Below are 11,709 nucleotides of genomic sequence, written 5' to 3' on the forward strand. Positions count from 1 at the left end.
TAGGGGGAGGTTTGCCCGAAATTCAGGAAATGGCTCAAGGATCGAGCAATCGACGCCATTACCCCATCAGCCTTGCCCAGCATGTCACGGGAATGTGCTCAAATCATGGGGCGGTGAAATATCCGGGTTAGGGTCAAGTCAGCGGGATTCAGTAGTGGGCGCCCGGCAAATGTGGTCAACATCGGATCAGGGAAGCCCGTAGGCGCAGATCCTCCGCTACGAACTGCAGTATCAGCATCCGCAAAATGATGTTGACGTAATTGTATTTCTACGGACGTTTTGCTCGGAATGTCCGCCGTTGCAAGAGCGGGATCAACCGTAGCGGCCCAGGCGGCTTCTCGAGCGGCATTCTGGGTTTGCAATTTGATGTGAATAAATTGCCCTAACAACATCACGCCCACGGCAAGCGGTATCAAAACCGTTAAAGCGATTGCCATCTCGACCAGACTTTGCCCCTGCTGCCTATGGCGGTTGCTCCCGGTTTGAGGAGGTGCTGATTTTGTGCGGTAATTCATGCCGGCGTTATTCTGTGACTGTCGCGCAAGTCAATCGGCCGTCGAGGGTTAACGTGTCGTTATTTGATCCTCGCTTACGAAGCAACACATGCGTGAATGTGATTGTTTTGGTGCTTGATACGGTCGATGCATCCAATCCAGGAATCGTGCCGGATGCCTTGGCAGTGAAATAGAAATCCTGCTGACTCTTGCCACTGGGAACAAATCCAAGACGCTGCTGCGTACCGTCATCATTGACGCTAAATAACGCAATATTCGGTCCATCAGATTTACCGATGGCAGAAAAATAACCAAGACTTACCAGATGCCCAGACTTCAGAGTGCAATTAATGAGGTTAAATGTCGCCGTGCCGGTTAAAGCGCCGGTGTAATGCAATTCACTATCTGCGGGCTGTTGGTTATCTGCACTGGCAACACTCGCTCCCGCTGCATTAAATAAAAAAAACATAATTGCCATTTTAACAATGCTCAAGAAATAAGTTGTGTTGGCATATTTAGTCATTCCACAGTCACCTCGTTATGGATTCGATTTTTTGGATAAAATTTTGTTCGCATATTCAAGTTGTTGCTCGGGATCAATATTGCAATATATCTTTCCGCTTAAATAAGTTATGTGCCGCGCACCATCCTCGCTGTAGCTTGTCATCATTACTTTGTTTAAGGTGACTTGGTAGTTTTTGTTTTCTATTTTATGCCAAACTATTTCTGGATGGTCTGCAGGAATTTCGTAAGTAAAAGTAGTGATCGGCCGCTGGTGATATTGATCGGGCACGAACAGAACCTTGACTCCGGCGGTTAGAGAAAAAGTTGGTCCAAATCGCCTACCATCACGAACTACAGGCCATGGAGGTGCATCGATACCAAATGTTTTTGGCTCATTGTCGATAGCGCCACAAGCGACCTTGTCAAACTGAACTGAGCCATTAATGACCCCTTGGAAATGCAGTATGGTCACGGGCGCTTTTTCAGCCCAAGCACAGGAGGATGCAAAGACAAAAGCTAAAAAAACAACTATCTTGTTTATTGGCTTCTTTAAAGTCCCCATGTTCATAACACTATTTTCCTTGCTCATAGATCTTTTTCCTCTGCGCTTACTTCGATTCGATTACCCGTAGTGAATTTTCTGTAATGTTTTGGGTGCAGGCGAAAGTCCCATTTAAGTTAATTTCAACCGTAACCCAAGGTTCCACATCGAAATTTGTGCAAGAGACCTTTACATCCTTAAATTTCAAAGACCACTTATCACCTACATGGTGCCAAAAAATTCCCTGGCTATTATGGACTCTTCGGCAATGCCCAAATTTCTTGGAATAGAGCAGAAGTTCGTAACCAGCCTCTGAAAAAGCAAGTCCGTCTTCTCCTCTTCCTCGATTTGGGTTATACGCTGGCGCGGTGAATGTGCCAATACTCTCGCCCATGGGTGTGCATTCAGCACTGCCAAATGATAATTTTCCACTCACGGGGCCAGAAAATAATAAATCGCCCGACGCTGCATAGGCTTGGTTCACTGCCATGATCGCCCCCACAAGAACAGCGACATGCAAAGCACGATATCTGTACCCATAGTTTGTGCGGGTTAAACTGCCGGGTTTTTCTTGCTCTATGAATATTTTTTTCATCAATAGTCCTTGTTGGAATAAGGTGGTAGCTGATAACAATGCAATTTCACGGCGAACAAACGCCGACCACGCCATAGGTGGCCGCAACCGCCAATTGAGTCGTGCAAGGTGTTTCCACGAGGCGCACCTGCCAGTACGGACTGAACAGACTGCCTGTCTCTCGATGCGAATCGACAAGATTCGGAAACAGCGTTTGCGAGCGACTGAAATACACCTGAGCAGAGGAAAGCGCGGTCATCTTGTCGTGCACGGTTTTATCGGCAATATCAAAATCCGGCGGGCCTCCGATACCAGGCACATGGCTGCTGGTGCGGACTGAGTTCATGGACTCTTCAACGAGTACCGTGAACAAGGGGCCGACATCCAAATTATTCACCCCGTTAGCGGAGGCGCTCTTGCCATTCAGGTAGGGAACGGTGGCCTTGTCACTTTTGATATCGTTGTAGTCGGGAAGGCCGACGGTGGCTCCCGGAATAACGGATAAAGATGGTTTGATCCAAGGGGTGCCGTTTCCCGCGGGATCGGAAAGCACAAGATTACCCGCAGACCCATTTTGCAAAGCGCCACCGTAGGCAGGGTAACTACCGGGGCCTGCGTATTCCTGCGGTCTCCCCGTGTATGGGCCATTCCAGCCATTATCCTGGCGTGCCAAACCACTAAACCCGTTGCTGGGCTCTTTATCTACCCCCGCCGCCCCACCCCAGGCCATTGGCACATAGACATGACAGGTTTCTGGATGAGAGAACCATCCGCCCGACCAACAGAGCGGAAACCAGACATGCAGGTTCAGTGTGTCCACACCAACCCAATTGCGATAATGAACAAGGTCAGTACCGCCCTTTTTGTCCATTGATAATCCTATGCTGGCCAATCCGCTACCCGCGCCGAAACCGACATGACCATTACGCACTCGTGAAAAAGGATCACGGGCTTCCATAACCACATTGGCAAGGCGATCCGCCTCTGCGGACTGACTTCCATCCGTAGGAGTCACATATCGAGCAACATAACCATTCGCACTCCGTGCACTCTGTACCAACAATGCCAAGCCCATTGCAGGAATATCCGCCCGAGGATTATTCAACCGCGCGATCCGACGAGCCAAATTGGCAATATCTGCAGACTGCACAGGGCTGGCAATCAAATGCGAAGCTTTAGAATAGGCTCCATCAAGGTTTGCAATAACGGCTGATGCAATATTTAAAACCTCTTGCTCTAAATCTCGCCCCTGAACCAAAGCATCCTTAACGTTACCAAGAATGTTTGCGGCTTGTTGCAGAACAGCGCCAAGCTCAGCACCGACGACTGATATATCAGCGACAATCGCCACTGTTTGTATGGCATCCTTGAGATGATCTGTCGCACTAATGGCAAAATTGGTCCACGAATACCAGCTGACCATTTGAGCCATTGCCACCTGATTCGCGACGGTCGCTCGATTCATGTACGAGATCATGTTAAGAGCACGCGCCTGTTGTACTGCCGCACTGTAGGCAGCGGCGTCAGCCGTGTTAACCAACTGCATTTTTTTGCTGACCGCCTGGCCGGAATTGAACAGCACGATTACCCCGACCACCAGCACGACCAGTGTAATCAGTGCAAGAATAAGAGCCTGCCCGCTGAACCGGGAAGGCAAGGACATTTTTTTCCGTCGAAGCTTCAATGCAATTCCCTGCACCAGACACCTCCTGGATAACACAAGCATCAGTGCAACAGCTTGATGAGACCGGGAAGAAGCAGAGAGAGCGTTAGCGGCGCAAGCACCGCTGAGGAACTCACCCACATTTTTCCCGGATCCAGGCCATTGCTGTTACTGCGTGTTGTCGTAACTGTTGAGGGATTTTTGCTTATGTTCCGAGCGAGCTTGACCAGCAGCTGATTTGGCAGTTTGGATATCAGAAGTGGCGGACTGACCTGACAACTCCTCCGCCATACCACCAATTTGCGAGCGAGCCGTTTGCCCGAAGTACATGACGGCACCGATAGCGGCGATTGCGATTAGAGCGGTGATTATGATGTACTCGGTCATTCCTTGACCTCGTTGACGAGCGCGGGTGTTGTTGCGGCGAGTGTTGTGCAATGTGTTCATGAACTACCTCCAAATTGTAAAGCAACCCGAAATCCAAATCGACAGATCCAAACCGATTTAATCCTTGGCAGTAGAAGCCGACTTGGAATTCAGGAGGGCCATTTATCCAATAAATATACGGGCACTCACCTAGGAGCACCCATACAACGACCCTTTTTTATTTGTAATGCAATCATGTAAAATAAGTCAACAAAAGTTTATCCTGATAAACTAATTAGCCCTTGAACATACCTGCGTGGTTGTGGGTGAGTTCAGGCATTTTCTTCTGGAAATGTGATCGAGCCGCGAACTCACTTGGGTAAGGAGGGTGTAACCTCGGATGAAAGCCAACGAACCAGGTTATTGTTGACTTGATACACTCTGTCAAAACAGAACCACGTGTTCCATCCATTAAAAGGAATCTGATCGCCCAATGACTGTGACGACGTTCACCGCACACTAAATTCTTTCACTAAGTTATGGATGACTTAAATTATGATCTACCGCACCGCGATCAAATTTGCTTTTTTTCTTTGCCTTTCAGTGACGTCCACGTCTGTATTTGCCGCCAAGGATGCGGTCGGTTGCAAGGACAACCCGATCGTGTCCAGATTCCAGGGTTCGACCTTACTGGCCTGCCAACAGAAGAACTACGATGAGTCGGCATTGCCGCTCGGGATATGGAAAGATAATCAACCCGCACCCAGTAAAGTCATGACGGCCAGCGGAAAGACGGCGTGGTACTTCTATGGCATCCCCCAAAGCGTCAGTGGCATGGAGGTGTTTCGCAATTACGAATCGGCGCTGACCAAAGCCGGATTCAGTATTCCGTTCCAATGCTCGGGCACACAGCAATGTGGCTGGGAGTTGGCCAATCAGGGGCTACAACCACTCCATGGCTTCGCCGGGCGTGTCGGCACTTCAAATTATGCGATCGGCGCTGCGGGCATGGACGGCGTTTTTCATGAGTTGACGGCGCATCTTCAACGTCCGCAAGGAAATGTTGACCTTATGCTTATGGTGATCGACCGCGACTCGGCGCAAGGTCTGCAAGCCCCCGTGGCCTACCTGAAACTGATTGAAGGCCAACCGATGAAGACCGGCGAGGTGACGGTCACAGCTAAGGCCATCAGTAGCGGACTTGCCCAGAATGGCCATATTGCACTTTATGGCATTCATTTCGCGACGGATAGCGCGGCGCTGAAGGCGAGCTCTGACAAGGAACTGGGCGAGATGGCTAAAATGCTGAAACAAGAGCCTTCAGCCCGTGTATATATCGTTGGTCATACCGATGATACAGGTGCATTACCCCATAATCTGAAGCTTTCCCGGGATCGAGCTGAGGCGGTGGTTAAAGCACTGATTACCGGGTACGGTATTTCGTCGAACCGGTTGGTTGCCGAGGGCGTCGCTTCTTTTGCGCCCGTTGCCAGTAACGCATCGGATCAGGGTCGCGCGCTCAATCGACGAGTGGAGATGGTTCTGCAATAGCTCCGGCCCCGCGCCTCTTTCTGTCGTTCGACCCGAGCCAGTGCCTCCGGTCGTTTTCACCTATACTTGCGGCTGTTTTATCCGTTTCTAGCGAGCTGGAACCTATGACAACGACGCTGGTTATCGCCACGCACAATTTGGGCAAGTTACGTGAATTCGAAGCCATGCGAACAGCCATGATTCCGGATTTCCCGGCCTTGGCCGATATTGCGTTCGCTCCGCTCGGGGACTGGGGTGGCGAACCGCCCGAGGAAAATGGCGATACCTTTCTGGCAAATGCGCTGATCAAGGCACGCGCGGCCACGAGGTTGACCGGATTGCCCGTGATTGCCGATGATTCTGGTCTTGAGGTTACGGCTCTGGGCGGGGCACCCGGTATTTATTCGGCCCGTTATGCCGGCCCTGAAGCAGACGATGCCGCCAACAACACGCGGTTGCTGAACGAACTGGCGGAATATCCGCAGGCGGATCGAACCGCTCGCTTCGTTTGCGCGCTGGCCATGCTGCGCTCGGCCGAAGACGCGGCCCCGATGACAGCTGAGGGATTTTGGCCCGGCGAAATTCTGGATGCGCCCCGAGGAACGGAAGGATTTGGTTACGATCCGCTGTTTTATGTGCCCGAACACAACTGTGCGGCGGCCGAACTGTCGTCGGGAATCAAAAACCGAATCAGCCATCGCGCCCGTGCACTGACCGATCTCATGCGGCAACTGGGAAATACACGCTTCTAATGCAACTGCTGCAATTCACCGAAAACCCGCCGCTGGCGCTCTATGTCCACCTGCCCTGGTGCGTGGAAAAATGCCCTTACTGTGACTTCAATTCGCATGGGCTCAAAGGGAACGCCGTACCGGAACGCGATTACATAGATGCCCTGTTGCGCGATTTGGAACGCGAGCTGCCGCTGATCTGGGGGCGTCCGATCGAAACCATTTTCATGGGTGGTGGAACGCCGAGCCTGTTCAGCCCGGAAGCGATTGATCGCCTGATGTCCGGCTTGCGTGCGCTGCTTGATTTGCGTTTTTGCCGTGAAGTGACCATGGAAGTCAATCCGGGCACGGAGATGGCCGGGCATCTGGCCGATTACCGCGCCATTGGCATCACACGGGTTTCCATCGGGGTGCAAAGCTTTAACGAACGGCATTTGAAAAAACTCGGACGCATCCATGATGCCAAGGCAGCCTTCCGTGCCATCGAGGCCGCCCATGATGCCGGGCTCGACAGTTTCAATATCGATCTCATGCATGGCCTGCCGGAACAATCGACAGAACAAGCATTAGCGGATCTGCACACCGCCATCAGTTTGCAGCCGCCGCATCTGTCCTGGTACCAACTCACGCTGGAGCCGAACACGCCGTTCGCGGCTCACCCGCCCGTTCTGCCGGATGACGAGACCATGGATCGAATGCAGGCGCAGGGTTTGGCTGCCCTGCATGAGGCGGGGTTGATTCAATATGAAGTGTCTGCCTATGCGCTAGAAAACCATCAATGCCAGCACAATCGCAACTACTGGGAATTTGGCGATTATCTCGGCATCGGCGCAGGCGCGCACGGCAAGATCACGCTGGCCGCTGAAAACCGCATCGAGCGCCGGGAGCGCGTGCGCCATCCGAATGAATACCTGGCCAAAGCAGGCACGGAGCAAGCCATCACCGCCCACAGCATTCCAACCGATGAGCTGCCGTTTGAATTCATGCTCAATGCGCTGCGTCTGACCGATGGCTTTGACGTGCCCCTGTTTGCGGCACGCACCGGCTTACCCATCAAGGTCATCAGCGATACGCTGCACCAACTCGAAAAAGAAGAGCTGATTCGCTGGGACATCACCCGCATCGCCCCGACGCCACGCGGCACGCGCTATTTGAACGATGTGCTGCTGCGCTTCCTGCCTGACTAAGGAATCTCTGCACGAATCCATCCATGGCTTCGTGCAGAAACGCACAAGCCGGTACACGCCCGTCTTGTGCTCCGCATTTCAATGACTTGCGTCATTGAGCGGCAGGGCATCCATGCCCTGCACGGGAAGGTCTGCATTTGTGCAGACCTTCCCTAACTGGTTCAGCTTCCAGACTTATTCGGCCTTGGGTTTCTTCCTGGGGCGCTTCCAGCCGCTCTTCATCACCTGGCGGGATCGCGCCACGGCAAGATGGCCCGACGGCACATCCTGAGTGATGGTCGAACCCGCGCCGACGGTGGCCTCATCGCCCAAATGAACCGGGGCCACAAGCTGGCTACTGGAGCCGACAAACACATGATTCCCGATAACCGTTTGATGCTTATTGGCCCCATCGTAGTTACAGGTGATGGTACCCGCGCCGATATTGCAGTCCGCACCCATCACGGTATCGCCGATGTATGAGAGGTGGTTGACTTTGGAACCGGCTCCGATGCGGCTGGCTTTAACTTCAACGAAGTTACCGATCTTGCTGTGTTCCGCCAATTCGGCGCCGGGCCGAAGTCGTGCATAGGGGCCGACCTCAGCGCCTTCACCCAGAGTCGCACCCTCCAGATGGCTGAAGGCACGAACACGTACCCCGTTGCCCAAGGTGACGTTACGCAATATGCAATTGGGTTCGATGACAACGTTGTCGCCTATGCGCACCTGCCCTTCGAACACGACATTGATATCGATCTGGCAGTCCATGCCACAGATGACTTCGCCACGGATATCAATCCGTGCAGGATCGACAATCGTCGTCCCCGACATGGCCAGTGCCTGCGCTTGACGAAGCTGCCAGGCGCGCTCCATTTGAGCCAGCGCCCAACGGTCATTCACGCCCGCGACCCGCAACGGATCGGGAGCAAGGTGGGTTGCGATGGATTTTCCCTCTTCTGCTGCCATTTGCACGATATCGGTCAGGTAGAGTTCGCCCTGCGCATTGTGTGGCTGAAGTTTCGGCAACCACGTGCGCAAGGCACCCAGGCTGGCGACCAGCATGCCGGTATTGATCTCGGTGATTTTCTTTTCGTCTGCACTGGCATCGCGTTCTTCACGGATGGCGATCATGCGATGTTCGTGATCACGGATAATCCGACCGTAGCCACCGGGATTATCCAGTTCTGTGGTCAGCACCGCGAGGTCAGCGGAGCGGGCGGAACTCAGAAGAGACGAAAGCACTTCGGCATCAAGTAAGGGGACATCACCGTACAACACCAAGACGCGATCTTCGGGCTGACCCTGAATATCCGCAACCGCACGGGCCACGGCATGCCCTGTGCCATGTTGTTCTGTCTGATCCACCCAGGAAACGTCCGGGCGCGAACAGTGCCGGCGAATCTGGTCTGCACCATAGCCGATCACAACACGCAATGACGCAGGTTTCAATGATTCGGCTACATCAAGCACACGATCCAGCATCGACCGGCCGGCCAACGGGTGCAGAACCTTGGGCTTGGCGGACCGCATACGGGTGCCCTTTCCAGCCGCCAGAACAACGATGTGCAGGGATTGGGTAGTCATAAACACCTCAACAAAGGGAAGCGAAAAAAAAGGAGCCAAGACAAATGTCCGGGCTCCTTTATCAAATTGCGAATTATTTACGGGGCTTCCGTACGAGATTCACAATGAGCAATTGGTCGTTAGTGACGTCCGCTGCCCAAGCCTCGCATGGAACGCACCCATTTGAGTCGTTCCGATGCTTCGATCATGATCGACTGCGCAGACGTGAAGTCAAGTTGACCACGCTGCTCATAATCATGAATATACTCGGCTTCTTCCGCCAGCTTCGCCTCCAGCTCGGCCGCGTCGATACCGTGCGCATCGGCTTCCGTCAATGCCCAGTCAGCAATGATGCTGACCACCATCGGCTGAACTTCAAGCACGCCGAAACCGACAAAATAACGCGCAATGCTGCCATCGGGTTGATGGACGCGAACCTCGCCAGGACGAAGAATGGACAACGTCTGTGTATGCAGGGGCGTAACGCCCATTTCACCCGCCTCAGTCGGAATGGACACAAACGTGGCCTCGCCGCTGAAAATAGGCTTCTCCATACTCACGATGTCAACACGAATGGTCATAGCCATATCGTCTCCTCCAATTAAGCTTTGGCGGCGAGTTTCGCTGCTTTTTCAACCGCTTCGTCAATCGTGCCGACCATGTAGAATGCCTGCTCTGGCAGGTGATCGTACTCACCGGCCACGATACCTTGGAACGCACGGATGGTTTCTTTCAGTGAAACATACCGGCCCGGCGCGCCCGTGAATACCTCGGCCACGAAGAACGGCTGAGACATGAAACGCTGAATCTTACGCGCACGGGATACCGTGGCCTTATCGTCGTCAGACAATTCGTCCATACCGAGAATCGCAATGATGTCTTTCAGCTCTTTGTAGCGCTGCAAGGTCTTCTGAACAGAACGCGCAACGTTATAATGCATCTCACCAACCACTTGCGGGTCCAGCTGACGGCTGGTGGAATCCAGCGGGTCAATCGCAGGGTAAATACCCAGAGAAGCGATGTCACGCGACAGAACCACGGTTGCATCCAAGTGAGCGAAGGTGGTCGCAGGAGATGGGTCGGTCAAGTCATCCGCAGGGACGTAAACGGCCTGTACGGAGGTGATTGAACCGGTCTTGGTGGACGTGATCCGCTCTTGCAGAACGCCCATCTCTTCGGCCAACGTCGGCTGATAACCTACCGCAGAAGGCATACGACCCAACAAAGCGGATACTTCGGTACCGGCCAGGGTGTAACGGTAGATGTTATCGATAAACATCAATACGTCACGGCCTTCATCACGGAAGAATTCAGCCATGGTCAGGCCGGTCAGCGCTACGCGCAGACGGTTTCCTGGCGGCTCGTTCATCTGGCCATACACCAGGGCCACCTTGTCCAGAACGCCGCCATCCTTCATCTCGTGGTAGAAGTCGTTCCCTTCACGCGTACGCTCACCTACACCCGCGAAAACGGAATAACCACTGTGCTCGACGGCGATGTTACGGATCAATTCCATCATGTTGACGGTCTTGCCCACACCGGCACCACCGAACAGGCCCACTTTACCGCCCTTCGCGAAGGGGCAAAGCAAGTCAATGACCTTGATGCCGGTTTCCAGCAATTCAGTGCTGTTCGCCTGCTCATCAAAGGTGGGCGGCTTGCGGTGAATGGACCACTTCTCGTCACAGGCAACATCACCTGCGTTGTCGATTGGGTTGCCCAGAACGTCCATGATCCGGCCCAGTGTGCCTTTGCCCACAGGAACCTGAATCGGTGCACCGGTGTTGATGGCGGTCATGCCGCGCTTCAAACCGTCTGATGAGCCCATGGCAATACCACGAACAACACCGTCGCCGATTTGCTGCTGCACTTCAACGATCAAACCGGTTTGTTCGATCTTGATGGCGTCATAGACCTTGGGAACCGCATCACGCGGAAACTCGACATCGATGACGGCACCGATGATTTCGACAATTTTTCCAGAACTCATGTCTGTACCCTCAAATATAAAAATGGCTTTCCGTTGCGCGGTTAAACGGCCGCTGCACCGGATACGATTTCCGAAATCTCTTGCGTGATAGCGGCTTGACGGGCCTTGTTGTAGACCAGCTGCAATGATTTGATCATGTCGCCGGCATTGTCCGTCGCGTTCTTCATGGCAATCCGACGCGCAGCCATTTCGCAGGCTACGTTCTCAATTGCACTGGCAACGATTTGCCCTGTGATATACCGCTTCAATACGGCAGAGAGAACGGCGTGGGAGTCTGGTTCATACAGATAATCCCAGTGGTGCTTGAGTTCAGGCGACTCTTGGTACACCAAGGGCGCGATTTGCTCAACCATCGGTCGCTGCACCATCGAATTCTCGAAGGAATTTCGCGCCAACTCGATCCGGTCTACCTGACCCTGCTCAAATGCATCCATGGCTGCGTTGATAACACCGCGCATTTTGGCATAGCTGGGTTTGTCGCCCATGTGCACAACCGAAGCGCGCACATTGCCGCCGTAACGCTTGAAGAACGCTCGGCCTTTGGTGCCAACCGGAATGACATCCACTTCAATACCATTGCTCTGGTA

At 53.2% G+C, this 11,709-nt stretch carries 13 protein-coding genes; 3 read left to right on the forward strand and 10 right to left on the reverse strand.

Annotated elements, in window-relative coordinates:
• Positions 1 to 98: 98 nt before the first annotated feature.
• From PHD44_RS11145 to PHD44_RS11170, 6 genes are all read right to left on the reverse strand, one after another.
• Entirely contained in the window at positions 99 to 515 is a 417-nt protein-coding gene (locus PHD44_RS11145; RefSeq protein WP_300191647.1) for a TadE family protein, read from the reverse strand.
• Between the two features lie 7 nt (positions 516 to 522).
• Positions 523 to 1,017 (reverse strand): hypothetical protein, encoded by a 495-nt coding sequence (locus tag PHD44_RS11150; protein WP_300191649.1) that lies wholly within the window; start codon positions 1,015 to 1,017, stop codon positions 523 to 525.
• A 15-nt stretch (positions 1,018 to 1,032) separates the two neighbouring features.
• Complete coding sequence (locus PHD44_RS11155; RefSeq protein WP_300191652.1) at positions 1,033 to 1,587, reverse strand: hypothetical protein; 555 nt, start codon at positions 1,585 to 1,587, stop codon at positions 1,033 to 1,035.
• Positions 1,588 to 1,606: 19 nt separating this feature from the next.
• The gene (locus tag PHD44_RS11160) at positions 1,607 to 2,134 is read right to left on the reverse strand and encodes a hypothetical protein (RefSeq protein WP_300191655.1); all 528 of its coding nucleotides are present in this window, start codon (positions 2,132 to 2,134) and stop codon (positions 1,607 to 1,609) included.
• Between the two features lie 46 nt (positions 2,135 to 2,180).
• Complete coding sequence (locus PHD44_RS11165; protein WP_300191658.1) at positions 2,181 to 3,776, reverse strand: pilus assembly protein TadG-related protein; 1,596 nt, start codon at positions 3,774 to 3,776, stop codon at positions 2,181 to 2,183.
• 168 nt (positions 3,777 to 3,944) lie between these two features.
• Positions 3,945 to 4,223: a pilus assembly protein gene (locus PHD44_RS11170; RefSeq protein WP_300191660.1), complete on the reverse strand. Its 279-nt coding sequence runs from the start codon at positions 4,221 to 4,223 to the stop codon at positions 3,945 to 3,947.
• 474 nt (positions 4,224 to 4,697) lie between these two features.
• Here PHD44_RS11170 and PHD44_RS11175 point away from each other — a divergent pair, with 474 nt between their 5' ends.
• From PHD44_RS11175 to hemW, 3 genes are all read left to right on the forward strand, one after another.
• A complete protein-coding gene (locus PHD44_RS11175) occupies positions 4,698 to 5,693 on the forward strand; it encodes an OmpA family protein (protein WP_300191663.1) in 996 nt (331 codons plus the stop codon).
• A 95-nt stretch (positions 5,694 to 5,788) separates the two neighbouring features.
• Positions 5,789 to 6,424 (forward strand): RdgB/HAM1 family non-canonical purine NTP pyrophosphatase, encoded by a 636-nt coding sequence (rdgB, locus tag PHD44_RS11180; protein ID WP_300191674.1) that lies wholly within the window; start codon positions 5,789 to 5,791, stop codon positions 6,422 to 6,424.
• Positions 6,424 to 7,590 carry a radical SAM family heme chaperone HemW gene (gene hemW / locus PHD44_RS11185; RefSeq protein WP_300191664.1) on the forward strand — a complete coding sequence of 389 codons (1,167 nt, stop codon included), beginning with the start codon at positions 6,424 to 6,426 and terminating at the stop codon, positions 7,588 to 7,590. Before rdgB ends, hemW begins: the two co-directional genes overlap by 1 nt.
• 174 nt (positions 7,591 to 7,764) lie before the next feature.
• Here the strand turns inward: hemW and glmU are convergent, their stop codons facing one another.
• The 4 genes from glmU to atpG form a co-directional block, all read right to left on the reverse strand.
• Complete coding sequence (gene glmU, locus PHD44_RS11190; protein ID WP_300191667.1) at positions 7,765 to 9,153, reverse strand: bifunctional UDP-N-acetylglucosamine diphosphorylase/glucosamine-1-phosphate N-acetyltransferase GlmU; 1,389 nt, start codon at positions 9,151 to 9,153, stop codon at positions 7,765 to 7,767.
• 119 nt (positions 9,154 to 9,272) lie between these two features.
• Complete coding sequence (gene atpC, locus PHD44_RS11195; RefSeq protein WP_300191669.1) at positions 9,273 to 9,719, reverse strand: ATP synthase F1 subunit epsilon; 447 nt, start codon at positions 9,717 to 9,719, stop codon at positions 9,273 to 9,275.
• A gap of 14 nt (positions 9,720 to 9,733) precedes the next feature.
• Positions 9,734 to 11,122, reverse strand: a complete 1,389-nt coding sequence (gene atpD, locus PHD44_RS11200; protein WP_298218886.1) for a F0F1 ATP synthase subunit beta — start codon at positions 11,120 to 11,122, stop codon at positions 9,734 to 9,736.
• 41 nt (positions 11,123 to 11,163) lie between these two features.
• On the reverse strand, positions 11,164 to 11,709 hold a 546-nt coding region (gene atpG, locus PHD44_RS11205; protein WP_300191672.1), incomplete at its 5' end, for an ATP synthase F1 subunit gamma.

The organism is Halothiobacillus sp. (assembly GCF_028710545.1).
Lineage (GTDB): Bacteria > Pseudomonadota > Gammaproteobacteria > Halothiobacillales > Halothiobacillaceae > Halothiobacillus.

What these genes read in the sequence shown, in the direction of transcription:
- PHD44_RS11145 (WP_300191647.1), bottom strand. Translation starts at nt 515, where the DNA reads ATGAATTACCGCACAAAATCAGCACCTCCTCAAACCGGGAGCAACCGC.
- PHD44_RS11150 (WP_300191649.1), bottom strand. Translation starts at nt 1,017, where the DNA reads ATGACTAAATATGCCAACACAACTTATTTCTTGAGCATTGTTAAAATG.
- PHD44_RS11155 (WP_300191652.1), bottom strand. Translation starts at nt 1,587, where the DNA reads ATGAGCAAGGAAAATAGTGTTATGAACATGGGGACTTTAAAGAAGCCA.
- PHD44_RS11160 (WP_300191655.1), bottom strand. Translation starts at nt 2,134, where the DNA reads ATGAAAAAAATATTCATAGAGCAAGAAAAACCCGGCAGTTTAACCCGC.
- PHD44_RS11165 (WP_300191658.1), bottom strand. Translation starts at nt 3,776, where the DNA reads ATGTCCTTGCCTTCCCGGTTCAGCGGGCAGGCTCTTATTCTTGCACTG.
- PHD44_RS11170 (WP_300191660.1), bottom strand. Translation starts at nt 4,223, where the DNA reads ATGAACACATTGCACAACACTCGCCGCAACAACACCCGCGCTCGTCAA.
- PHD44_RS11175 (WP_300191663.1), top strand. Translation starts at nt 4,698, where the DNA reads ATGATCTACCGCACCGCGATCAAATTTGCTTTTTTTCTTTGCCTTTCA.
- hemW (WP_300191664.1), top strand. Translation starts at nt 6,424, where the DNA reads ATGCAACTGCTGCAATTCACCGAAAACCCGCCGCTGGCGCTCTATGTC.
- glmU (WP_300191667.1), bottom strand. Translation starts at nt 9,153, where the DNA reads ATGACTACCCAATCCCTGCACATCGTTGTTCTGGCGGCTGGAAAGGGC.
- atpC (WP_300191669.1), bottom strand. Translation starts at nt 9,719, where the DNA reads ATGGCTATGACCATTCGTGTTGACATCGTGAGTATGGAGAAGCCTATT.
- atpD (WP_298218886.1), bottom strand. Translation starts at nt 11,122, where the DNA reads ATGAGTTCTGGAAAAATTGTCGAAATCATCGGTGCCGTCATCGATGTC.